Source organism: Aureimonas phyllosphaerae, from assembly GCF_900113065.1.
GTDB lineage: Bacteria > Pseudomonadota > Alphaproteobacteria > Rhizobiales > Rhizobiaceae > Aureimonas > Aureimonas phyllosphaerae.
On the sequence record NZ_FOOA01000001.1, the window covers coordinates 394,163 to 417,703 of the forward strand.

The 23,541-nt window shown below is 68.2% G+C and carries 20 protein-coding genes and 1 other RNA gene; 3 read left to right on the forward strand and 18 right to left on the reverse strand.

Going from position 1 to position 23,541, the window contains the following annotated elements:
- Window positions 1-99: 99 nt before the first annotated feature.
- The 3 genes from ftsA to BM175_RS01935 are packed head-to-tail and all read right to left on the reverse strand — an operon-like array spanning window position 100 to window position 3,235.
- Complete coding sequence (gene ftsA / locus BM175_RS01925) at window positions 100-1,428, reverse strand: cell division protein FtsA (protein WP_090958444.1); 1,329 nt, start codon at window positions 1,426-1,428, stop codon at window positions 100-102.
- Window positions 1,425-2,324, reverse strand: coding sequence for a cell division protein FtsQ/DivIB (locus BM175_RS01930; protein WP_090958447.1), 900 nt, complete (start codon window positions 2,322-2,324; stop codon window positions 1,425-1,427). The genes ftsA and BM175_RS01930 overlap by 4 nt, the downstream gene beginning before the upstream one ends.
- The gene (locus BM175_RS01935; RefSeq protein WP_090959122.1) at window positions 2,312-3,235 is read right to left on the reverse strand and encodes a D-alanine--D-alanine ligase; all 924 of its coding nucleotides are present in this window, start codon (window positions 3,233-3,235) and stop codon (window positions 2,312-2,314) included. The genes BM175_RS01930 and BM175_RS01935 overlap by 13 nt, the downstream gene beginning before the upstream one ends.
- A gap of 274 nt (window positions 3,236-3,509) precedes the next feature.
- Here BM175_RS01935 and BM175_RS01940 point away from each other — a divergent pair, with 274 nt between their 5' ends.
- Both BM175_RS01940 and BM175_RS01945 read left to right on the forward strand, forming a co-directional pair.
- Window positions 3,510-4,010 (forward strand): putative pterin-binding protein, encoded by a 501-nt coding sequence (locus BM175_RS01940; RefSeq protein ID WP_139224551.1) that lies wholly within the window; start codon window positions 3,510-3,512, stop codon window positions 4,008-4,010.
- Window positions 4,007-5,917 carry a putative bifunctional diguanylate cyclase/phosphodiesterase gene (locus tag BM175_RS01945; protein WP_090958452.1) on the forward strand — a complete coding sequence of 637 codons (1,911 nt, stop codon included), beginning with the start codon at window positions 4,007-4,009 and terminating at the stop codon, window positions 5,915-5,917. The genes BM175_RS01940 and BM175_RS01945 overlap by 4 nt, the downstream gene beginning before the upstream one ends.
- A gap of 10 nt (window positions 5,918-5,927) precedes the next feature.
- On the opposite strand, the gene BM175_RS01950 is transcribed toward BM175_RS01945, so the two are convergent.
- On the reverse strand, window positions 5,928-6,836 hold the full coding sequence (locus tag BM175_RS01950) for a cation diffusion facilitator family transporter (protein WP_090958455.1): 909 nt from the start codon (window positions 6,834-6,836) through the stop codon (window positions 5,928-5,930).
- 154 nt (window positions 6,837-6,990) lie between these two features.
- Here BM175_RS01950 and BM175_RS01955 point away from each other — a divergent pair, with 154 nt between their 5' ends.
- A complete protein-coding gene (locus BM175_RS01955) occupies window positions 6,991-8,106 on the forward strand; it encodes a metallophosphoesterase family protein (protein WP_090958458.1) in 1,116 nt (371 codons plus the stop codon).
- A 9-nt stretch (window positions 8,107-8,115) separates the two neighbouring features.
- Here BM175_RS01955 and murB read toward each other — a convergent pair whose 3' ends face one another.
- The 14 genes from murB to BM175_RS02025 form a co-directional block, all read right to left on the reverse strand.
- On the reverse strand, window positions 8,116-9,063 hold the full coding sequence (murB, locus tag BM175_RS01960; protein ID WP_090958461.1) for a UDP-N-acetylmuramate dehydrogenase: 948 nt from the start codon (window positions 9,061-9,063) through the stop codon (window positions 8,116-8,118).
- The gene (gene murC, locus BM175_RS01965; RefSeq protein ID WP_090958464.1) at window positions 9,060-10,472 is read right to left on the reverse strand and encodes a UDP-N-acetylmuramate--L-alanine ligase; all 1,413 of its coding nucleotides are present in this window, start codon (window positions 10,470-10,472) and stop codon (window positions 9,060-9,062) included. Before murC ends, murB begins: the two co-directional genes overlap by 4 nt.
- Before the next feature lie 31 nt (window positions 10,473-10,503).
- On the reverse strand, window positions 10,504-11,607 hold the full coding sequence (murG, locus tag BM175_RS01970) for an undecaprenyldiphospho-muramoylpentapeptide beta-N-acetylglucosaminyltransferase (RefSeq protein WP_090958466.1): 1,104 nt from the start codon (window positions 11,605-11,607) through the stop codon (window positions 10,504-10,506).
- A 9-nt stretch (window positions 11,608-11,616) separates the two neighbouring features.
- On the reverse strand, window positions 11,617-12,783 hold the full coding sequence (gene ftsW / locus BM175_RS01975) for a putative lipid II flippase FtsW (RefSeq protein ID WP_090958468.1): 1,167 nt from the start codon (window positions 12,781-12,783) through the stop codon (window positions 11,617-11,619).
- 3 nt (window positions 12,784-12,786) lie between these two features.
- On the reverse strand, window positions 12,787-14,181 hold the full coding sequence (gene murD / locus BM175_RS01980; protein ID WP_090958470.1) for a UDP-N-acetylmuramoyl-L-alanine--D-glutamate ligase: 1,395 nt from the start codon (window positions 14,179-14,181) through the stop codon (window positions 12,787-12,789).
- Between the two features lie 8 nt (window positions 14,182-14,189).
- Window positions 14,190-15,272 carry a phospho-N-acetylmuramoyl-pentapeptide-transferase gene (gene mraY / locus BM175_RS01985; RefSeq protein WP_090958471.1) on the reverse strand — a complete coding sequence of 361 codons (1,083 nt, stop codon included), beginning with the start codon at window positions 15,270-15,272 and terminating at the stop codon, window positions 14,190-14,192.
- A gap of 3 nt (window positions 15,273-15,275) precedes the next feature.
- Window positions 15,276-16,748: a UDP-N-acetylmuramoylalanyl-D-glutamyl-2,6-diaminopimelate--D-alanyl-D-alanine ligase gene (locus BM175_RS01990; protein WP_090958474.1), complete on the reverse strand. Its 1,473-nt coding sequence runs from the start codon at window positions 16,746-16,748 to the stop codon at window positions 15,276-15,278.
- Window positions 16,745-18,193 (reverse strand): UDP-N-acetylmuramoyl-L-alanyl-D-glutamate--2,6-diaminopimelate ligase, encoded by a 1,449-nt coding sequence (locus BM175_RS01995; RefSeq protein WP_090958477.1) that lies wholly within the window; start codon window positions 18,191-18,193, stop codon window positions 16,745-16,747. The genes BM175_RS01990 and BM175_RS01995 overlap by 4 nt, the downstream gene beginning before the upstream one ends.
- A 115-nt stretch (window positions 18,194-18,308) precedes the next feature.
- Window positions 18,309-20,033: a peptidoglycan D,D-transpeptidase FtsI family protein gene (locus BM175_RS02000; protein WP_090958480.1), complete on the reverse strand. Its 1,725-nt coding sequence runs from the start codon at window positions 20,031-20,033 to the stop codon at window positions 18,309-18,311.
- A complete protein-coding gene (ftsL, locus tag BM175_RS02005) occupies window positions 20,030-20,386 on the reverse strand; it encodes a cell division protein FtsL (protein WP_090958483.1) in 357 nt (118 codons plus the stop codon). The genes BM175_RS02000 and ftsL overlap by 4 nt, the downstream gene beginning before the upstream one ends.
- 3 nt (window positions 20,387-20,389) lie before the next feature.
- A complete protein-coding gene (rsmH, locus tag BM175_RS02010) occupies window positions 20,390-21,427 on the reverse strand; it encodes a 16S rRNA (cytosine(1402)-N(4))-methyltransferase RsmH (protein ID WP_090958486.1) in 1,038 nt (345 codons plus the stop codon).
- On the reverse strand, window positions 21,424-21,885 hold the full coding sequence (gene mraZ, locus BM175_RS02015; RefSeq protein ID WP_090959125.1) for a division/cell wall cluster transcriptional repressor MraZ: 462 nt from the start codon (window positions 21,883-21,885) through the stop codon (window positions 21,424-21,426). Before mraZ ends, rsmH begins: the two co-directional genes overlap by 4 nt.
- A gap of 502 nt (window positions 21,886-22,387) precedes the next feature.
- Window positions 22,388-22,781: RNase P RNA component class A (gene rnpB / locus BM175_RS02020), an RNA gene on the reverse strand.
- Window positions 22,782-22,845: 64 nt separating this feature from the next.
- On the reverse strand, window positions 22,846-23,388 hold the full coding sequence (locus BM175_RS02025) for a lytic transglycosylase domain-containing protein (RefSeq protein WP_090958489.1): 543 nt from the start codon (window positions 23,386-23,388) through the stop codon (window positions 22,846-22,848).
- Between the last annotated feature and the right edge of the window lie 153 nt (window positions 23,389-23,541).

Genomic DNA, 23,541 nt, shown 5'->3' on the forward strand with positions numbered 1-23,541 from the left:
GTCTGGGCCGGTTCGCCGCGCGGCCTGGGGTCTCAAGAACCAGTGCGCGGCGCGCACCGATGGGGTATTCGGATGGACGAGCTTCGCACGCGAAGCTTGTCAGAAACTCTGCCGGAGCCACGAACCGAAACGGCCGACGCGCGTGCGCGGGTCGAGCGCGAAGTCGATCATCGACTGCTCGGGGACGTGCTCCATTGCCGCGACCTGCGGGTAGATCAGCAATCCGACCGCCGTCGCGAAGGCCGGGCTCTTGTTGGAGGCCGACAGACCCGCGACGCCGACCGGGCGGCCGAGGCGCACGTTCCGGTTCAGGAGCGTGCGACCGGCTTCCGAGAGGCCCGCAAGCTGCGAGGCGCCGCCGGTGAGCACCACGCGCTTGCCGATGACGTGGCCGAGGTTCGACGCCGCCAGACGGTCGCGGATCAACTCCAGCGTCTCCTCGACGCGCGGGCGGATGATGCGGGCGATCAGGGAGCGCGAGACCTGCACGGGCTGCTCGTGCGTCTCGTCGCCGAGCGGGGCGACCGACACCGTCTCGCCGTCGGCCATCAGGCTCGGCAGGGCATTGCCGTGCATGACCTTCAGCCGCTCGGCCTGCTCGGGCCGGATCGACAGGCCGCGCGCGAGGTCCATCGTGATGTGGTGTCCACCGAGCGCCACGGCGTCGGCATAGGCGAAGTGGCCGTTCTGGAAGATCGAGATCGTGGTCGAGCCCGCGCCCATGTCGATGCAGGCGGAGCCCATCAGCGCCTCGTCGTCGACCAGCGTCGACAGGCCGCTCGCGTAAGGGGTCGCGACGAAGGCCTCGACCACGAGATGCGCGCGGTTGATCGCGGCTTCGAGGTTGCGCAGCGGTGTCTCCTCCGCCGACAGGATGTGCAGATCGGCACCGAGCTCCGTGCCCGTCATGCCGACCGGGTTCTCCAGGCTCCCCTCGCCGTCCAGCGACAGGTCGAACGGCACGCGGTGCAGAGCGACGCGCCCCTCGCGAAGCGGCAGGCGCGCGGCCTGGTTGAGAACACGCTTCAGGTCGAGATCGCCGACCTCGCCGCTCTCGACCTCGACGCGCGCGGCGCCGCGCAGGCTCTTCAGGCGACCCGCGCAGACCGACACAATCAGCGACTCGATGGTCAGCCCGGCCATGCGCTCGGCGGCGTCGACGCAGAAGCGGATCGACTTCTCCGCCGCCTCGAGATCCACCACCACGCCGGACTTCACGCCGCGCGAGCGCTGGTGGCCGATGCCGATGACCTCGACCACGTGCGTGCGGCCCGGCAAGACCTCGCTTTCCGGGCGCGGCTTCAGCTTCGCGATCAGGCAGGTGACCTTGGAGGAGCCGACGTCGAGCACCGAAATGGTGCGGACGCGCTTGTCCGAAGGCTTCTTGATCCGGGGTAGTTCGTCGGTCGTCTTGGAGAAGAAGCTCATACCGGCTTTTCCTTCTGAGCCTGCTTCCAAAGCTTGTCGCGCTCTTTGAGAACCTTGTCCCAGCGCTCCTTGGCGGCGGGGGTGAGCTTGACGACCATCCGGTCGGCAAGCCGCATGTCGACGGAGACGATGTCGCGGGCGAGCAGACCCTCGTTGCGGTCGACGCGCATCACGGTCGCGGCCGCCTCGATCGGGTCAAGTTCGGGCAGGCGGATCACGACGCCGTTGTCGAGGCGCAGATCCCAGCGCCGGTCGCCGACGCGCACATAGGCCCTGATTCGCTGGTCGAGCTCGGGGACAAGCGCCATCTTGTCGAGAATGTCGGCCGCTTCTCGCGCCGCGCCCGGACCCACCACGAACGGCAGGTCGGTGAATCGCGTCGTCGCATAGGGCACGATCTCGCGGCCGTCGTGGTCGACGATCCAGAGATCCTTGTCGCGCTGCCAGAGGGCGAAGGGCTTCTTCTCGACCAGCGCGATCTTCACGCGGTTCGGATATTCCTTCTCGATCGTCGCGCTTTCGATCCAGGGCATTGCCTCGATCGCCTCGCGCGCGGCGGTTACGTCAAGCGCCGGAAGCGTCTGCGCGCCGGCCATCCAGAGCGTCTGGAGGACGTCGATCTCGCTTGTCTCCGAGTAGCCCGTCACGTCCACCGTATCGATCGACAGGCCGAGCGGCTCGGCCACGGCATCGATGACGGCCGTCGTATGGCTGCCGAGGACCATGCCGTAGATCGCGGTCGAGCCGAGGAGGCCGGCGGCGATCGTGCGGAAGCGCGGCAGCGGCAGGTCGCGCGCGTTCTTGATCCAGACCACGGTCTTGCGGCCGAGGCGTTGGAGGCGCAGCACGACGGGGCTGACGCGCTGGAACATCGGGGCGTCGTTCAGCGACCGCATGAGGCGTCCCTCACCATCCACGAGAGCAGCTCGCCGAACGAGTGGCCGGCGACCTTCGCGATGTCGGGCACCAGCGAGGTCGGCGTCATGCCGGGCTGGGTGTTGACCTCGAGCCAGACCAGTTCGCCCTTCTCGCCGAAGCGGTCGTCGTAGCGGAAGTCGGAGCGCGACACGCCGCGGCACCCGACGGCGCGGTGGGCAGCGAGCGCCGCCTCCTGCACGCGCTTGGCGATGGCGGGCGGGATCTGTGCCGGGATCACATGCTGCGAGCCGCCGGGCAGATACTTCGAGTCGTAGTCGTAGAAGGCATGGCCCTCGGTCGTGATCTCGCAGACCGGTAGCGCCACGTCGCCCATGACGGCGCAGGTGAGCTCGCGGCCCGGCACGAAGCGTTCGACCATGACCTCCTCGCCGAAGGTCCAATCGGCGCCGTGCAACTGCTGAGGCGGATGCTCCTGGTCGGCGCGCACGATGAGGACGCCGAAGGACGAGCCCTCCGCGATCGGCTTCACCACGTAGGGCGGCGCCATGACGTGGGACTTCGCGACCGCACGGCGGTCGAGGATCTTGTGATCGGCCACGGGGACGCCGGCCGCCTTGGCGATCGTCTTGGCCTTCACCTTGTTCATGGCAAGCGCCGAGGCGAGGACGCCCGAATGCGTGTAGGGGATCTGCAGGAACTCGAGGATGCCCTGGATCGTCCCGTCCTCGCCGAAGGGGCCGTGCAGCGCATTGAAGGCGACGTCGGGCGCGAGGTCTTTCAGCACCGCGGCCACGTCGCGGCCGACATCGACGCGCGTGACGCGGAAGCCCTCGGCTTCCAGCGCGTCGGCACAGGCCTTGCCCGACGACAGGCTCACCGGCCTTTCGGACGAGAAGCCACCGAACAGCACTGCGACATGCGAGGTCATCGACCGGGATTCCATGCATTGAAGGTCAGGAACCATTCATCGCCTGCAGATGGTTAAGCGGTGGTTAACCGAGTGCGGCGGAAGCAAGAAAATCGTAAGGCCGTTTGGAGAGGGGTCGTTAAGGGTTGCGCCCGCCATCGGACGGTCGGAAGCGGCGACAGATGCCGCAGCGATATCTTCTATGTTGCGGCGCGAAACATTCCTGTCGAAAACTCACATCTTCTTCAGAACCCGGCGATAACGTGCGGCCATCCCCCAAGGGAAAGGCCGAATCGTGAACCGCAGAACTCTTCTGACTGGGATGGGCGCGCTTGCGCTCGCAATGCGGATCGTTCCCGCCTCGGCCGCCGAGCCGATCCTCACGCTTCGTGGCGCGTTCGCCCGTGCGGGGGCCGACGGGACCAAGAGTTTCAGCCTTGCGGATCTCGACGCCCTGCCACAGACGACGTTCCGCACCACGACGCCGTGGCACAGCGGCCCGGTCGAATTCTCCGGCGTCTCCGTCGCCGACTTCCTCGCGGCGATGGGCGTGCCGCCGACCGAGGGCTCGATGCAGTTGGTCGCCCTCAACGACTACGTGGTCGACACGAAGGCGATTGATCTCACCTCGGGCGAGGCCCTTCTAGCCACCCGTATGAACGGCCAGCCCATGGCCGTGACGGACAAGGGCCCGGTCTTCGTCGTCTTCCCCTTCGACAGCCGGACGGAACTCCAGCACCAGTCCTACTACAGCCGCGCCGTCTGGCAGCTCGCCGAGATCGACCTCGCCCCATGAGCGCAGCCGGCGGCCCGCGGCCCTTCACGTTGAGCGTCCGCAAGGTCAGCTATGGCCTGACCTGCGTCACGGCGGTGCTGGCGCTTCTGGTCGTCGTGTCGTCGATCCTCGTGGTGCGCTATCAGCGCCAGATCAGCGAAGCGTCGCAGTACAACGTCACGTTCGACTACTCGCAGACCGCCGCCGAAATCCTGCGCCTCCAGGTCGCCCTCAAGGATGTGATCGGCGGCGCCGACCCGGCGCAGATCAAGCTGCGGCACGACATCCTCGTGAACCGGCTCGGGATCATCCGCGACAACGCCTTCGCGACGCGCCACCAGCTCACCGAGACAGGCGACCGCCTCGCCGAGGCGCTGCGGCAGCTCGAGCCGCTCCTCGCCGACCCGTCTGATACCGCCAATCTCCAAACGGCCTACGACCTCCTCGGACCTCTCACCACGCCCATTCTGCGGCTCGCCTCGCGCGCCCACGGTGAAGCTGGCGACATCGTCCTCGGCAACCAGACGACGCTGCGCCAGATCATGGCGATCGTCACCGCCGTCACGATCGTCCTCGTCCTCGTCGGCATGGTGCTCGTCGGCTTCGTCCTCCACCAGAACCGCCGGCTCGACAGCATCTCGCGGACCGACGGACTGACGGGCCTCGCCAACCGCCTCGGCTTCGACGCCGACCTGCGCAAGGTCGACGGCAAGCCGGCTGCCGTCGTCCTTGTCGACGTCGATCATTTCAAGACCATCAACGACACGCTCGGCCACAGCGTCGGCGACGGCGTGATCGTCGAGCTCGCGTCGCGGCTGCGCACCGCCGGGGCCGACGCGGACACGATCGCCCGGATCGGCGGCGACGAGTTCGCCATCGTCTTCTCGGGCGAGGCGGCCGAGGCGCGAAGCCTGTCCTGCGCCGACGCGGTGCTCCGCAGCATGGATGAGCCCTGCCGCGTCGCCGGCACGGAGGTGCAGGCCAATGTGACGATCGGCATCGGTGCGCAGGAGGCGAGCCAAGGCGCCGTGCTCCTGAACGACGCCGACATCGCGCTCTACGCCGCCAAGGGCGAAGGCCGTGGTCGCTATCTGCGTTTCCGGCCCGAGATGAAGCAGGCGTTCCTGCGCGAGCAGGCGATCGAGGACGCGCTGCGCCGCGCGGCCGCAGCCGGCGACTTCTCGCTCGTCTACCAGCCGATCGTCGACCTGTCCGACGACCGAACCGTCGGCTTCGAGGCGCTCCTGCGCTGGCAGCATCCCGAACTCGGGTCGATCTCGCCGACGGAGTTCATTCCAATCGCTGAGCGAAGCGGCCAGATCGAGGCGATCGGGCGCTGGGTGATCGAGGAGGCGTGCCGCGAGGCGAGCCGCTGGCCGTCCCACCTCTATGTCGCCGTCAACGTGTCCGCGCGGCAGCTTCTCGACCAGAGCTTCATCGCCCAGTCCTGGGCGGCTCTCGCGCAGAACGGCCTCGATCCCAGCCGGCTGGAGATCGAGATCACCGAGAGCACCCTGATCGTCGACGACGCGACCGTGCTCGACCTCGTACACCAGTTGCGGGCGCTCGGCTGCCGGGTCTCGCTCGACGACTTCGGGACCGGCTACGCATCCCTCAGCTACCTTCAGCGCTTCCCCTTCGACAAGATCAAGATCGACCAGTCCTTCCTCCGCGGCGACGGGGTCGCAGCCGGCGGTCATGCGATCATCGCCACGATCTGTTCGCTCGCGGAAGTGCTCGATCTGCGGATCGTCACCGAAGGCATTGAGACCGCGGACGAACTTGCCGCGGTTCGCCGCGCGGGCAGCCACTTCGGGCAGGGCTACCACTTCGATCGGCCGCTGCGCCCCGAGGACGTCCTGAAGCGCATCGCCCGCGACGACCACGATCGTCCGTTCCCCCACGCCGCCAACGCCACGGCCGCCTGAACGCCCGGCGTCAGTCCACCCATTTCGGGTCGGCCGTGAAGGCCACCGTCAGCCAGCGATCGCGCGGATCGCCGCCGATCGCGTGCGCGATCTCCTCGCGCACGCGGTCGAAGTCGGCGAGCGACTGGCGGGAGTGGTCGTGCGGCACCACGAAATGGAACTCCAGCGTGCGCGATCGCCCGACCTTGGCGACATAGGTGCGCACCTCGCGGAAGCCGTGACGCGCGACGATATCGGCGGCGACAGCACGAGCCTTGGCATCGAGCTCCGGCGGGGCCACGAGGAAGATGTCCTTCAGGGCATCGAACACGGTGCGCAGCGGCACCGGGATGAGGCATAGCGTCAGGATCGCAAGGACGGCAGGATCGACATACGGGGTCCAGCCCTCGTAGACGCTGCCCTGCAGAAGCGCCGCGATCACGAAGGCGACGAGGAGCGCCGCGGTGATCAGTCCCGCCATCGCCCAGCCCTTCACGTCGAGCGCCAGAAGCTCGGACCGGATCTCGCGGTTCTGCCGACGCCCGATCAGGAACATCGCGAGGCAGATCGCCACGATCACGGCGGCATAGGCGATCGCCCAGCCGAACTCGAGCGGCCGCCCGCCGGACATCAGCGTGCCGACGGCGTTGACGAACGCATAGAGCGACAGGAGCGACAGGAGCCCGCCGTTGAACAGAAGGACGATCGGCTCGAGATGCCAGAAGCCGAGCTGGAACCGACCGCTCGTCTGCCGGGCGATGAGGCGCGAAACGAGGAGCGCCATGCACGTCATCGACGCGTCGACCACCGAAAACATGCCGTCGAAGGCGATCGACAGCGAACCGGACAGGATGCCGAACACGACGCCCGACGCCCCGACCACGAGGGTTGCGGCGATCGATCGCTTCAGGGCGGCTTGTTCTCGCGTCGCGGCTGTCATCGTCACTCTTGAATCACGGATCGGCGGATCACCGCTTCCCTATCGCTTGGACGTCCCCAACAACAGGTCGCGATGCTGTACCGCCGGAACCTAACGCAGCGTCAGCTGTTCGGCAGCCGAGCGCGATCACGCGTTGGTGAAACGGGAAACGGCAATGATCACCTGGCTTCAGTTCGGCGACCTGCATGTCTGCGAGCAGGACGGCTGGGCAAGCCTCGACTTGTTCCGTCAGCTCGTGGCATCCGCCCGCGACAATCTCGCCGGACAGGTCGATCTGGCGGTGCTGCCCGGCGACAACGCCAATCACGCCACGGAGGAGCAGTTCGAGCGGATCGCCGAGGCCGTCGCGCCGCTCGGCATCCCGCTGCAGGCGATCCCCGGCGACCACGATTTCGAGGCCGGCAACCTCGACGGCTTCTATCGCCATCTCGCGCGCCAGCCCCTGCCCTATGCGGTCACGGTCGGCGAGACGCGCATTCTCTTCCTCGACATCGTCTCGGCCGGGAGCGGCGGCCCGGACTTCCGCCTCGGCTCGAAGCAGACCCTCTGGCTGCGCCGTGAGCTCGACGCCGCCGATGCGGCCGGGCACGCCGCCGTCGTCTTCATGCACGCCTATCCCGGCGACCTGCACGCCGGCACCGAGGAGATCGCCTCGCTCCTCGCATCCGGGAACGTGCGCTTCGTCGGCACCGGCCACACGCACTACAACGAACTCCTCAACGACGGGCGCGTCGTCTACGCTGCGACGCGGTCCACCGGCGAGATCGAGGAGGCCGGCGGTCCCGGCTTCTCGATCGGGGCGCTGGATGGCGACGCGGTCAGCTGGCGCTTCAAGCCGCTCGACGCACCCTGGCCCTTCGTGCTGGTCACCTCGCCCTCCGATCTTCGGCTGATGACGGATCCGCAGTCCCGCGACCAGGTGCCGGAGGGCGAGTTTGCGATCCGCGCCCGCGTCTTCGGCGCCGACATCGCGTCCGTGTCGGCGCGCCTCGGCGATCGGGAGATCACGCTGCGGCGCGAGGGCGCCGCTTGGATCGCGCCGTCAGGCCCGGTCGAGCCGGGGCTGCACCGCCTCAGCGTCACCGCGCGATCTTCGAGCGGCACCGAAGACACCGATCACGCCGAGATCCTGGTCCGCCCGCCGCGCGAGCGACCGCGTCGGGGCGATGCCTTCGCGCTCGGCCGCGACATTCATTCGGTCGGCCCCTGGCCGGGCCGCGGCATTCCCGGCGGCCAGCTCGGGCCCAACAAGAACGGGCTGAAATGGTAGGCTCGGCCTCTACGGGCTGAAGGGCCGGACTTCGGCGCCTTCGGCAAACCGGCCGAGGCGCTTGATCTCCCATTCGAGGAGAATGCCGCTTGTGGCGTAGACGCGCTCGCGCACCGTCTCGCCGAGAAGCTCCAGATCGTGCCCCGTGGCTTCGCCGACATTCAGCATGAAGTTGCAGTGGAGCGCCGACATCTCGGCGCCGCCGATGCGAAGGCCGCGACAGCCCGCGCGGTCGACCTCCTTCCAGGCCGAGGTGCCCGGCGGGTTCTTGAAGGTCGACCCACCGGTCTTCTCGCGCACCGGCTGCACGGTCTCGCGATGATGCTGCACCTCGTCCATCGCGCGGCGGATTTCGTCCCGGGGGCTCTCCGGCCCCTCGAAGATCGCTGACACGAAGATGAGGTCCTCGGGCGCGTCGGCATGGCGATAGGAGAAGCCCATCTCGGACTTCGTCAGCACATGCACCCGGCCCTGCCGGTCGAGCGCGCGCGCCTCCACGAGCCGGTCGGCCGTCTCGACCCCGTTGGCGCCGCCGTTCATGCGGATCGCGCCACCGACGGAGCCTGGAATGCCGTGCAGGAAGTGGAAGCCGCCGAGCCCCGCTTCGAGCGCCACGGCCGCCACGCGCTTGTCGCTCGCCGCCGCGCCCGCCCGGATGCGTCCCTCGCCGATCGCCTCGACCTCGCCGAAGCCCTTGGCCGGCAGGCGCAGCACGACGCCGCCGATACCGCCGTCACGGATCAGGAGGTTGGAGCCGATGCCGACGACGGTCAGCGGCACCACGGCCGGCAGCGCCGCGAGGAACGCCGCGAGATCCGCCTCGTCGGCGGGCTGGAACATCAGGTCCGCCGGTCCGCCGGTGCGGAACCAGGTGATCTTGGAGAGGTCCGCACCGGCCTGCAGCTTGCCGCGCAGGCCGAGGGCGGGATCGGACAGCGCAGCGAGAAGCTCGCTCAAGCCCCCCGCCCCAGCGCCTCGAGTTCCTTCGGCAGCGCGTAGGCCCAGGCCGTGATGTTGCCGGCGCCGAGGCACACGACCATGTCGCCGGCCTCCGCCACGCGATGGACGAGCGGCGCAAGTTCCGCCGGACCGTCGATCAGCCGCGCGTCGCGATGGCCGCCGAGGCGCAGGCGCTCGGCCAGCATCACGGAATCGACGCCGTCGATCGGCTCCTCGCCGGCCGAATAGACCGGCGCGAGGATCACCGTGTCGGCGTCGTTGAAGCAGGCGGCGAAATCGGCGAACAGCGACTGGAGGCGGGTGTAGCGGTGCGGCTGCACCACGGCGACGACGCGGCCGGTCGCGGCCGAGCGGGCGGCCGACAGCACGGCGCGAATCTCGACCGGGTGGTGGCCGTAGTCGTCGTAGACGTCGATGCCGAGCGCGGTTCCCGTATGGGTGAAGCGCCGCTTGACGCCGCCGAAGCTGCCGAGCCCCTTGCGGATCGCCTCCTCGCCGATGCCGATGCGATGGGCGACCGCGACGGCGGCCGTCGCGTTCGACACGTTGTGCCGGCCGGGCATCGGCAGAACGAGGTCCTTCATCGCCGTGGTCGCGCCGGTGATGCGGTCGCGGATCGTCACGTCGAAGGTTGAGCGCGGTCCTTCGGCGCGCACGTTCTGGAAGCGCGCGTCGGCTTGAAGGTTCTCGCCGTACGTGATGATGCGGCGGTCCTCGATCTCGGAGACCAGCGTCTGCACCTCCGGATGGTCGAGGCACATCACGGCAAAGCCGTAGAAGGGCACGTTCTCGACGAAGGCGCGGAACGCCGCGCGCACCTTGTCGAACGTGCCGTAGTGATCGAGGTGCTCGGGGTCGATGTTGGTGACCACCGCGACGTCGGCCGGCAGCTTCAGGAAGGTGCCGTCGCTCTCGTCGGCCTCGACCACCATCCACTCGCCCTCGCCCATGCGGGCGTTGGTGCCGTAGGCGTTGATGATGCCGCCGTTGACGACGGTCGGGTCCATGCCGCCGGCATCCAGCAGCGTCGCCACCATCGAGGTCGTCGTGGTCTTGCCGTGCGTGCCGCCGATCGCGATCGCCTGCCGGAAGCGCATGAGCTCGGCCAGCATCTCGGCGCGGCGCACGATCGGAAGCAGTCGCTCGCGCGCGGCCGACAGCTCGGGGTTCGAGCGCTTGATCGCGGTCGAGACGACCACGACCTCGGCAAGCCCGAGGTTCTCGGCGGCGTGGCCGACATGGACCGTGACGCCTTTCTCGCGCAGGCGCTGTACGTTGGCGTTCTCCGAGGCGTCGGAGCCCTGCACGGTGTAGCCGAGGTTGACCAGCACCTCGGCGATGCCGCTCATGCCGATGCCGCCGATGCCGATGAAATGCACCGGGCCGATATTGGGCGGCATCTTCATGGCCGGCTCCTCTGGTCTTTTCGTTGAACGATCAGCGCCTTGCGGCGGCGTCCGGCATAGACGCCACGAGATCGGCAAGCAACCGCGCGGCTTCCGGAATGCCTTCGCCCTTGGCGGCGGCTGCCATGACCTCGGCCTTGTCGGCGTCGTTGGCAATCATCGTGGTGAGGCCGGCAAGGCGCTCGGGCGTGAGGTCGGCCTGCTTCGAGACGATGGTCCCGTGCGCCGACTGGAGACGCTCCGCGTTGGCCGCCTGGTCGTGGTCGAGCGCGTAAGGATACGGCACGAGGATCGAGGGTCGCCCGATCACCGACAGTTCGGAGACCGTCGACGCGCCGGCGCGGCTGACCACGAGATGCGCCTTGGCGATGCGGGCCGCCATGTCCTTGAAGAAGGGCGAGACGTCGGCGGGAACGCCGATCTCGCGGTAGGCGGCAACGACCTTGGCCTCGTCCTCGGCGCGGGCCTGCTGCGTCACGCGCAGCCGGGCGCGAAGACCGGCCGGCATCAGCTTCACGGCAGCCGGCGCCGCATCGGAGAAATAGCTCGCGCCCTGGCTCCCGCCGAAGACGACGAGTTCGAACGGCTCGCCTTCGCGGCTCGGCCGATAGGGCGTCGTCGCCGCGTCGAGCACCGCCGGCCGAACCGGATTGCCGGTGACCGTGATCTTGGCCGCGACCGTAGCATCCGTGTTCGACTGCGGGATGCCGGCCGCGATCCGGCGCACCCGCGTCGACAGGAACTTGTTGGCGCGGCCCATCACGGCGTTCTGCTCGTGGATCGCGGTCGGAAGCCCGAGTTGCACCGCCGCCATCATCGGCGGAATGGTCGGATAGCCGCCGAAGCCGACGACGGCCGCCGGCCGAAGCCGCTTCATCAACGCAATCGCGCCGCGATAGCCGGTCCAGAGCTTCAGGCCGGAGCGCAGGACTGCTACCGGGTTCTTCGAGCCGAAGGTGGCGGAGGGCACGACATGCGTCTCGTCCGCCGGGAAGCTGCCGGCATAACGTCCGGCGCGTTCGTCGGTCACGAGGTGGACCGTGTGGCCGCGCGCGTGCAGTTCGTGCGCCAGCGCCTCGGCGGGAAACAGGTGGCCGCCGGTCCCGCCGGCGCACAGGAGGATGGGTCGTGTCATCTTGAGGTTCTAGCGCGCGGGATAAGGCGCCTGGAAGGCAAGCGTGCGCTCCACCAGGCGATCGGTCTGCGAGACGTTCTCGGCGCGCTTGCGCGTCAGCGCCAGCACGAAGCCGGCCGAGATCGCGACCGCCATCATCGACGAGCCGCCGTAGGAGATGAACGGCAGCGTCATGCCCTTGGCGGGCATCAGGTGGAGGTTCACAGCCATGTTGATGATCGACTGGAGGCCGAACAGCATCACGAGGCCGGAGATGGCAAGCCGGTTGAACGTGTCGCGCTGGTTGAAGGCGATCGACAGGCCGCGCACCACGACGAAGCAGAACACCGCCGAGAGCGCCATGCAGGAGACGATGCCGAACTCCTCGGCGATCACCGAATAGGCGAAGTCGGTGTGGCTGTCGGGCAGCATGCGCTTGATCGTGCCCTCGCCCGGTCCCTGGCCGAGCCAGCCGCCCGACAGGATCGCCTCGCGCGCCGTGTCGGTCTGGTAGGTGTCGCCCTCGCCGGTGAGGAAGCGATCGATACGCGAGGCGACGTGCGGGAAGACCGTATAGGCGCCGAGGAAGCCGACGACGCCGACGCCGCCGAGCAAAGTGATCCACACCCAGGACAGGCCGGCCATGAAGAACATGCAGCTCCAGGTGGCCGAGGTCAGGATCGTCTGGCCAAGGTCCGGCTGCGCGACCAGCAGCGCGGTGACGACGAGGAGCAGCATGATCGAGAAGAGGTTGCCCGGCACGTCGGGACGGCGCGAGCGCTCGGCGAAGAGCCAGGCGCAGGTAACGACGAAGGCTGGCTTCATGAACTCCGACGGCTGGACGCTGAGCGGCCCGAAGTCCATCCAGCGCCGCGCGCCCTTCACTTCCATGCCGAAGAACAGCGCCATGACCATGACGACCAGCGAGCCCGCCAGCATGATGATCGACATGCGGCGCACGCCCCGCGGCGTCAGCAGCGAGGTCGCCAGCATGGCCGCGATCGAGGGGAACAGGAACAGCGCATGCCGCTTCACGAAGTGGAACGGCTCAAGCCCGATCTTCTCGGCCACGGGGGGGCTTGCCGCGAAGGACAGCACCATGCCGCCGATCATCAGGATCAGGAAGGCGGCGAGGAACCAGCGATCGATGGACCACCACCAGTCCGTGATCAGGCCCTTCTTGGCGCGGCTCGACATGGCTCAACCCTTCGAAGACGGTTCGGTCGCGGGCAGCGCGGCCACAAGCTGGCGGAACGTGTCGCCACGCACCTCGAAATTGCGGAACTGGTCGAAGCTGGCGCAGGCCGGCGACAGAAGGACGACCTCGTCCTCGCCCGTCCGCGCGGCGTCGCGCGCCGCATCCTCGACCGCGACCTCCAGGGTACCGGAAATTTCGTAAGGAATTCGTTCACCAAGAGCGGCGGCAAAGGACGGAGCCGCCTCGCCGATCAGATAGGCCTTCGCGACGCGGGAGAAGAGCGGCTCCAGCGAGGCGATGCCGCCCTCCTTGGGCAGTCCGCCGGCGATCCAGTGGATGCGCTCGAAGCTGCCGAGCGCGGGCGCGGCAGCGTCCGCATTGGTCGCCTTGGAGTCGTTGACGAACAGCACCCTCGCCCGCCGACCGACCTCCTCCATCCGGTGGGCGAGCCCCGGGAACGAGCGAAGGCCGTCCATGATCTCGTCGTCGGAAAGGCCGAGCGCCGTCAGTGTCGCGACCGCGGCGGCGGCGTTCTGTCCGTTGTGGCGCCCGCGCAGCGAACCGATCCCGGCGAGCGGAAAGCGCGCCTTGACCGCTCCCCCCTCCGAGACACGCACCTCACCGTCCGCGAAATAGACGCCGTCGTCGAGCGTCCGCTCCTTGGAGATGCGCACGACGACGTTGCCTTCGCTCTCATGCCAGTCGGCAATGCCGGCGCAGTAGTCGTCGTCGACGCCGATGACGGCGGTGCCCGCTTCCTGCAGGAGGCGCGCCTTGATCGCGGCGTAGTTCTCCATCGTGCCGTGGCGGTCGAGATGGTCGGGCGTCAGGTTCAGGAGGATGCCGACCATCGGCGCAATCGAGGGCGCGAGGTCGATCTGGTAGGACGAGCATTCGACCACGTAGAAGCGGTCGGGACGGGGCGGCTCCAGCGTCAGCACCGCGACGCCGATATTGCCGCCGAGCTGCGTGTCGCGGCCCGACGCCCTGAGACAATGCGCGATCAGCGCCGTCGTGGTCGATTTGCCGTTGGTGCCGGTGATGGCGACGAAGGGCGCGCGCGGCGTCGAGGTCTGCCGCTCGCGCACGAAGATCTCGATGTCGCCGATGACCGGCACGCCGGCGGCGTTGGCGAGATCGGCGGCCCAGTGAGGCTTGGGGTGCGTCAGCGGCACGCCGGGCGACAGGACCAGCGCCTCCACACTCCCCCAGTCGAGATCGTGCAGGTCGCCGGTCGGAATGCCCTCGGCCCGCGCCGCTTCCACGCTCTTCGGATTGTCGTCGAACGCGGTGAGGCGCGCACCGCCCGCCTGCAGCGAACGGGCCGTCGCAAGACCCGATCCGCCGAGACCGAACAGGGCGACGTTGCGATCCTTGAAGGTGTGGGCCGCGATCATCCCGAGCCTCAGCGCAGCTTGAGCGTGGACAGGCCGACGAAGGCCAGGAGGAGGGCGATGATCCAGAAGCGGACGACGACCTGGCTCTCGGTCCAGCCGAGCTTCTCGAAATGGTGGTGGATCGGCGCCATCAGGAAGACGCGGCGGCCGGTCATCTTGAACCAGCCGACCTGGATGATGACCGACAGGGCCTCGATCACGAAGAGGCCGCCGATCACGCCGAGCACGAGCTCGTGCTTGGTCGCGACCGCGATCGCCCCGACGAGGCCGCCCAGCGCGAGCGACCCGGTGTCGCCCATGAAGATCGCGGCCGGCGGCGCATTGAACCAGAGGAAGCCGAGGCCCGCGCCGATGACCGCACCGCAGACCACGGCGAGTTCGCCGGTGCCCGCGACGTAGTGGATCTGCAGGTAGTTGGCGAAGTTGGTGTTGCCCGCAAGATAGGCGATCAGGCCGAAGGCGGCCGCCGCGATCATGATCGGCATGATCGCCAGACCGTCGAGCCCGTCCGTCAGGTTGACCGCGTTGCCGGCCCCGACGATCACGAAGGCGGCGAAGGCGGCATAGAACCAGCCGAGGTCGATCAAGAGCGACTTGAAGAAGGGGATCGAGAGCGAGCTCGCGAAGGATCCCTGCTGCGCCAGGATCACCATGACGCCGGCAGCGAGCGCGATCAGGAACTCCAGCCCGAGGCGCGACTTGCCCGAGAAGCCCTTGTGGCTCTGCTTCGTCACCTTGAGATAGTCGTCGTAGAATCCGATCGAGCCGAAGCCGATCGTGACCAGCAGCACCATCCAGACGTAGAGGTTGGTGAGTTCGGCCCAGAGAAGCGTCGCGACCAGAAAGCCGGAAAGGATCATCAGGCCGCCCATCGTGGGCGTGCCGGCCTTCTTGAAGTGCGTCTGCGGTCCGTCGGCGCGGATCGGCTGTCCCCGCCCCTGGCGCACGCGCAGGTTCGCGATGATCGCCGGTCCGAACAGGAACACCACGATGAACGAGGTGATCATCGCCCCGCCGGTGCGGAAGGTGATGTAGCGGAAGACGTTGAAGAGCTGCGCGTCGTCGGCGAGCGTGGCGAGATAGGACAGCATGGATCAGGCTCCCTGGCCGAGATCGGAAGGGGCGGACATGCCGGACGCCGCCTCGGAGGGCGGGGTGTGGATGCGGATCAGATCGTCCACGATCTTGGAAAAACCGATGCTTTTCGAGGCCTTCGCCATCACGACGTCGCCCTGGCGAAGATGCCGGACGAGGCTTTCGCGAAGCTCGTCGGGCGTCGCGAACCATTCGTGGCGCACGAGGCGCTCAAGCGCGCCGTCCAGCCCCTTCATCTCAGGTCCGCAGAGGAGCACGAGGTCGGGATGTGCGTCGAGGATCGGGCCAGCCAGCTCGGCATGGAGATCGCTTGAGAACTCGCCGAGCTCCAGCATGTCGCCGAGAACGGCGATCCGGCGGCCGCTCGGGCCCGGCGCGCCCTGCGCCAGGAGCGCGAGCGCCGCGCGCATGGAGGCGGGGTTGGCGTTGTAGCTTTCGTCGATGAGCGTCCACTCGCCGCTGCCGCCCAGAAGTGGCAAGACGTGGCGCTCGCCGCGCCCCTTGCCGGCGCGCCAGGAACTGAGGGACTTTGCCGCCTGCTCGACGTCGGCGCCCAGAAGATCGGCCGCGCCGAGCACCGCCAGCGCGTTCTGAACGAGATGACGGCCGCCCGAGCCGAGCTGAACCTCGACTTGCGTCCCGTCGATGCGTGCGACGATGCGCGAGCCGGACGCCGAGGGCCGGAAGCCGGCCAGCCGATAATCCGCGGTCTCCTCTTCGCCGAAGGTCGTGATGCGGGTGACGCCGGCGCCTTGAGCGGCCTGGATGAGATAGGCCGTCATCGGGTCGTCGGCGTTGAGGACCGCGGTGCCGCCGGGCACGACGCCTTCAAAGATCTCGGCCTTCGCCTCGGCGATGTGCTCGAGGCTCTTGAAGAAGCCGAGATGGGCGGCGGCGATCAGCGTGATGACCGCGACGTGCGGGCGCACGAGCTTCACCAGCGGCCGGATCTCGTCCGGGTGGTTCATGCCGATCTCGAACACCGCAAAGCGCGCGTCGGCGGGAAGGCGCGCCAGCGTCAGCGGTACGCCCCAGTGGTTGTTGAACGACGCGGCAGAGGCATGCACCGTGCCCTGATCGCCGAGCACGTGGCGCAAGGCGTCCTTGGTCGTGGTCTTGCCGACGCTGCCGGTGACCGCGACGATGCGGGCCGTGGAGCGGTCGCGCGCCGCCGAGCCGAGACGCTCCAGCGACTTCAACACGTCGTCGACGACGACGATGGGCAAGCCGATCGCGCCGAGCGCCGGCAGCTTCTTCTCGGCCACCACCAGCATCGAGGCACCGGCTGCCGCGGCCTGGCGCAGGAAGGCATGGCCGTCGAAGGCGTCGCCCTTGATGGCGAAGAACGCCTCGCCCGGCTGGAGCGTGCGCGTGTCGATCGACACGCCCGAGACCGCAGCCGGCATCGCGCCGATCGGTCGCCCGCCGGTCGCAGCGGCCAGCGCCTCGCCGGTCCAGAGCGGCGCGGTCATCGGGCCGCTCCCGCGATCGCGGCGCGCACTTCCTCGTGGTCCGAGAAGGGCAGCGTGTCCGCGCCGACCGTCTGGCCGTTCTCGTGGCCCTTGCCGGCGACGATCACCGTGTCCCCTGCCCGCGCCTGCTCCACCGCATGGCGGATCGCGGCGCGGCGGTCGCCGATTTCCTCCGCCTCCGGCACCGCGGAGAGGATCTCGACGCGGATCGTGGCCGGCACCTCGGAGCGCGGGTTGTCATCTGTGACGATCACCACGTCGGCGAGGCGCTGCGCGATCTCGCCCATGATCGGGCGCTTGCCGCGATCGCGATCCCCGCCGCAGCCGAACACGAGGATGACGCGGCCGGTGGTGAACGGGCGCACGGACGACAGGACGTTCTCCAGCGCCTCGGGCTTGTGGGCGTAATCGACGAAGACCGGCGCCCCGTCGGCCGTCGTGCCGGCAAGTTCCAGGCGACCGGGGGCGCCCTTCAGGTGCTCCAGCGCCGGCAGGACGTCGTCGACGTTGCGGCCCGTCGCGATCGCGAGGCCCGCCGCAACGAGCGCGTTCGCCATCTGGAACTCGCCGGCGAGCGGCAGCACGATGCGGTAGAGCTTGCCCGCCGCCTCGATCTCGGCGACCTGTCGGTGGCGCTCGTGCTCCAGCCGCTTCAGCTTCAGGAAGCCGCCGTTGCTGCCGACCGTCATCACGGTGGCGCCGGCCCGCTGCGCGGCCTCGGTGGCCGCACCGGACCAGCGGTCGTCGGCGTAGATCACGGCCGGCGCGCCCTTCGGCAGCAGCGTGTCGAAGAGGCGCATCTTGGCGCGGAAGTAGTCGTCCACCGTCGGGTGGTAGTCCATGTGGTCGCGGCCGAGATTGCTGAAGCCGGCAGCCCTCAGCTCGACGCCGTCGAGCCGGCGCTGGTCGAGGCCATGGCTCGACGCCTCCATCGACGCATGGGTCACGCCTTCATCGGCAAGCTCCGCCATAAGCCGGGCGAGCGCGACCGGCTCGGGCGTCGTCAGCGAGCCGTATTCGTCGCGCGTCGGCGAGACGACGCCGGTCGTGCCGATCGAGGCGGCCTTGAGGCCGCACATCGTCCAGATCTGGCGCGTGAAGGCGGCGATCGAGGTCTTGCCGCTGGTGCCGGTGACGGCCACGACATGGTCGGGCTGGCGTCCGTAGAAGCGGGCGGCCATTCGGGCGAGCGCGCGGCGTGCGTCGCCGCTGCGAAGAACGGGAACGGACGGCGAGGCTTCCACGCCGACCGGCAGGAGAACGGCGGCCGCGCCACGCGAGACCGCATCCTCGACGAAGGCCGCGCCGTCGCCCTTGGTGCCGGCGAGCGCGGCAAACAGCATGCCGGGCCGCACCTGCCGCGAGTCCGAGGTCAGGCCAGTGATGTCGACCATTTCATCGCTAGGCCCCGTGGCGAGGTCCTCGGCCAGATCGCAAAGCTTCATTCACCATCTTCCGCATCGCATGGAAAAGCCGGCGGATGGCCCGCCGGCTTGTCCGGGTTCGTCTCGTGGGCTCGTCCTGTAGAACACGGGACGAGCCTGTTGAAGCATTTTGACGTCAGTACGACACGAGGAGCGACTTGCCCGTTTCCCCGAAGTCCGGCTTCACGTCGAGGAAGGTTGCGGCGCGGCGCACGATGTTGCCGACCATCGGCGCGGCGTTGTAGCCGGCGGTCGCCGCGTACTTGCCCTCTTCCTTCTTGGGCTCGTCGATGATCGAGAGCACCAGATAGCGCGGCTTCTCGATCGGGAAGGCGCCGACATAGGCGTTGAAGCGCATGTCCTTGGAGTAGCGCCCGGCGACGACCTTTTCCGCCGTGCCCGTCTTGCCGCCGACGTGGTAGCCCGGCGGGTTGGCGCTCTTGCCCGAGCCCGACACGCCATTGATCTTGAAGATCTCGCGCATCTCGGCCGAGGTCTGGTCCTTGAGGACCTTCACCTTGATCTTGTCCGCCTCTTCCTTGGTGCGCGGCAGGAAGGTCGGCGGCACGTACCAGCCGTCGTTGACGATCGCGGCCGCGGCCACCGCCGTCTGGAGCGGCGTCGTCGAGACGCCGTGCCCGAAGGCGATCGTCATCGAGTTGATCTTCTTCCACTGCTTGGGCTGCGTCGGCATCGCCGTCTCGGGCAGCTCGGTCTTGATGCGCGACAGGAGACCCATGCGCGTCAGGAACTCCTTGTGCCCTTCGATGCCGACGAGATCGGCCTCGCGGGCGGAGCCGACGTTCGAGGAATACTCGAAGATCTCGGGCACCGAGAGCGGGCGGCCCTTGCCGTGGAACTCCTTGATCGTGAAGCCGGCGACGCGGAAGGGCGTCGTCGAGAACACGTCATTGTAGCGCACGAGGCCCGAATCCAGCGCCATCGCGGTCGTGAAGATCTTGAAGGTCGACCCCATCTCGAACGTGCCGGCCGAGATGCGGTTGAGGTTTTCCTTCTTCAGCGCGTCGCCCGGAAAGTTCGGGTCGTAGTCCGGCAGCGAGGCCATGGCGATGATCTCGCCGGTCTGGATGTCCATGACGAGGCCGCCGGCGGCGATCGCCTTGTACTTGGCCATGGCGGCGACGAGCTCGTCGCGCACGATGTGCTGGACGCGCAGGTCGATCGACAGCTTGACCGGCTCCAGCTTGTCGTTGCCGGCAAAACCGAGCTGCTGGAGATCACGGAAGCCCGCGTCGTCGACATACTTCTCCATGCCGGCGATGCCCTGATTGTCGACGTTGGTCACGCCGACGATGTGGGCTGCGGTCGGGCCGCCGGGGTAGAAGCGCTTCTTCTCGGTACGGAAGCCGATGCCGGGAATGCCGAGCGCCATGATCTCCTGCTGCTGGCGCGGCGTCAGCTCGCGCTTCAGCCAGGCAAAGCCCGCCTTGGACGACAGGCGTGCGTGCAGGATCTTCGGATTGAGGTCCGGCAGGACGGTGAGAAGCGACTCCGTCGCCTCGTCTGCGTCGACGATGCGGCGCGGCTCGGCAAACAGCGAGGCGGTCTTGATGTCGGTCGCCAGCACCTCACCGTTGCGGTCGAGGAGGTCGGGGCGCGTCACCGGCCCCTGCCCCGCGGCCGAGCGGTAGGTGTCGTTCGGGTCGGACTGCGTGCCGAGATAGACGAGGCGACCGCCGATCACGAGGTAGATCGCGCAGAACAGGCCCGTCGCGATGACGAAGCGCGGCTTGTTGCGCGGCGCCTCGACGCGGCGGCGGCGAAGACCCGTCGTGGACGTCGCGGGCGCGGCGGCGGCGGTCAGCCCGAGCCCGGACAGTAGCTTGCGCAGAGCTTTCATCGAATGCGGCCCTGGCTGGCGGATGCGATCTTGGAGCTGTGCGCGGCCTCCTCGGGAGCCGGAGGCACTGGCACGGCGGGAAGCTGGTTGGGCTCGACGATCTGCTGCGGCTCGACCGGCTTCAGCTGCAGCACGGCGTCGAAGTTGCGCGCCAGCGCCTCGAGGCGGAACGGCTGGTTGAGGAGGCTCCAGTCGGCTTCGAGCAGCTGCATCGTCTCGCGCTCCTGCGCGATCTTGCGGTCGAGCAGCATCACCTCGTGCTCGAGCGATTCGGCCTGATACTTCTGGCCGAAGGTCCACGTCGCGACGACGAGGACGATGGCGACGAGAAGGACGTCGAGCGTCTTCAGCATGGGTCAGGCAGCTCCGGACGGCGGCAGGTCCGCAAGGGATGGCAGGTCGACGAAGGCCGTCGCCTCCGCGTCCCGCCGGGGCGGAAGCGCGGTTCGGACGGCGGATCGCAACTTGGCCGATCGTGCGCGAGGGTTGAGAGCGATCTCCCGCTCGTCGCCGGTCACGGCCTTGTTGCGAGCCTCGAATGTGACGTCCTTATGCTGAACATCCGGTAAATGGCGCGAACCTGACGCCGCCTCCGAGCGGTCGCGCAGGAAACGCTTCACGATGCGGTCTTCCAGCGAATGGAAGGTCACGACCACGAGCCGGCCGCCCGGCTTGAGAACATGCTCGGCGGCGACCAGCGCGCGCACGAGCTCGCCGAGCTCGTCGTTCACGAAGATCCGCAGGGCCTGGAAGGTGCGGGTCGCCGGGTCGATGCGGTCCTTGTGCGAGCGTCCGATCACCTTGCCGACGAGACCCGCGAGATCGAGCGTGCGCTCGAACGGGCGCTCGGCGCGGCGTGCCTCGATGGCGCGTGCGATCCGGCCCGCCTGCCGCTCCTCGCCAAGGAAGTTCAGGATGCGCGCGAGATCGCCTACCTTGAAGCGATTGACGACGTCGGCGGCGCTCGGGCCAGCGCGGCTCATGCGCATGTCGAGCGGCCCGTCCTTCTGGAAGGAGAAGCCGCGCTCCGCGTCGTCGATCTGCATGGAGGACACGCCGATATCCAACACCACGCCGTCGAGCGGTGCCTCGCCGCGCTCGGCCGCGATCGCCCTGAGGTCGCCGAAGCGACCGGGGTGCAGGGACAGGCGGGAATAGCGCCCGAGAAGCGGCTTGGCGCCCGCGATCGCCGTGGGGTCCCGGTCGATGCCGAGAACGCTCGCGCCCCGGTCGAGGATCGCCGCGGAATAACCGCCAGCACCGAATGTGCCGTCGACGAACCGCTCGCCCGGCTTCGGGTCGAGCGCCTCGAGAACGGGGTCGAGAAGCACCGGAACGTGGCGGACCGGTCCGCCACCGGCCGGCACGAGGGCCGAGCCGTGGTCCGCCATCATTCCGGTGTACTCTCGAACGCGCCTCGGCCCTGGCGGCGCGCGGTCAGCCGCGCCCTCGCTTCGGCCCGATAGGCTTCGAACTGGGAAGGCTCCCAGAGTTGGAAGAAGTGGTTGCGCCCGACGAAGGCGACGCGGTCCGTGATGCCCGTGTGCGAGCGGATGAAATCGGTGACCATGATCCTCCCCTCGCCATCGAACTTCAGGAACGCCCCGTCGCCATAGGCGAAGAGCGACATGTCGGCGTAGTCCTCGCCGAAGGGATCCTCGGCGGCCATGCGGGCTTCGTAGCGCTCCAGGAGATCGACGCCGCCGACGTCGATCGCCGGATGCCCGATCGCCTGGAGGGCATAGAGTTCCCGAACTCCACGCCCCGCGAGAACCTGGCGGAAGTGAGCCGGAACCGACACGCGACCCTTGGCGTCGATGTTGTTGATCGCATTGGAAAGAAACCGCTCCACCAACTGCGAACCCCACACCCCGCCCGGCACCGACCCTTCCACCACACCCGCCCCGCCGAAACCGGCACAACGGGACCCATCCAAGCAACCTAGGGTTGCACGGTTGATCCGATCTCAATCGATCGAACGAGGTCCTGGTATGCTCGGAATCGGCCCTGAACGGGCCTTCGAATGTGAATTTTGGGATAACATGGGCGTACATGGGGGTCAATGGGATCAGACCGCCCAGCTCCGGCCAAAGACCCCCAGCGCGCCGGGGCGCTCGCATAAATAAGCGAGCAAAAACAAGTGTTTGAAAAATTGCGTACGCGCGCAACACAGCATGCCGCGTTGCAGCAAAGTCGCGCTCGAAATGTTTGCAAAGGCGGCGCTTGCCGGGTCAGGGCACGACGCTAAAGACCGTCCGCGTGGGCCGCATACGGATGCGCGCTCGCCAGCATGCGGAGGCGTCGTCGGCATCCAGCGGTTGCGGTGGGGGCTCATCCCATGAGCCGGTGGTTGAGGAGCCAGCCGGCCTGTAAGCCGGGTTCTGTGCGACGGCAAAATGCCGTGCGGCGACCATTCCTCTGGGACGCCGCTCGCGCGGCGCCTCGTGCAACCTACCCGGACGACTGGCCCGGAGCGGGCCGGCGGTTGCCCGCCGCGTCGTCCCTATTCGGTCTTGCTCCCGGTGGGGTTTACCATGCCGCGACCGTTGCCGGCCGCGCGGTGGGCTCTTACCCCACCCTTTCACCCTTACCCCGCGACCCGAAGGCAGCGAGGCGGTCTGCTCTCTGTGGCACTGTCCCTGGGGTCACCCCCGCCGGGCGTTACCCGGCACCGTTCCTCCTTGGAGCCCGGACTTTCCTCCCCCGCGGTCTTTCGACGATTGCGGCAGCGGTCGCCCGGCCGGCTGGCTGCGGACGGTGTCGCCCGGCGGCCGGGCGCTGTCAAGCACCGACGGCCGTTCGCGGGGACCGATCAGAGCGAGGCGAGGACCGTCTTGACCTTCTGGCAATAGCGCGCCGAGGTCGGGTTCATGCGCTTGGAATAGTGCCCGGCATTGTACTTGAGGATCGTGCCGCAAAGCGTGCCGCCGCCACGCCGTTCGGCGCCCGCCAGATACTTCATGCCGTACTTGATGTTGACCGCGGGATTGTAGAGGTCGCTTGAGTCCCCCTCGAAGCCCATGTCTCGCGCGGTCGCGGGCTTGATCTGCATGAGGCCGATCTCGCCGGCCCGGCCGGTCACCTCGACCTTATAGTTGCTCTCCACCGAGACGATCGCATGGGCGAGCTCGACGGGGATATCGTTGGCCTTCGCCTCGCGGGCGATGATGTCGGCGAACGGGCGCCCGGCCAGGGTGTCGTTCGTGTCCTCGACCGGATCGGTCGGCTTCTGCTCGGAGATGGACGGTTCGGCGACGGGCGCCAGGGACGTGGATGAAGCGGTATCGGCTTGAGCGGCAGAAATCTGGGCAAGCAGAAGCGTCGCGGCGCAGGCCGCGGCAGGCAGTCGGTTCATTTTGGTTCCGTGGATTGTCGGCGCGCGTCGAACGGACGAGCAGCCGGCCCCCTCAAAAGCCGCCCGGATACGCGGCGGCGATGACGAGAGAGGTTTTGCCGGAGCAATTCACCGCCAATGTGTCGCGGCGATCACGGAACATTACAAGCTGAA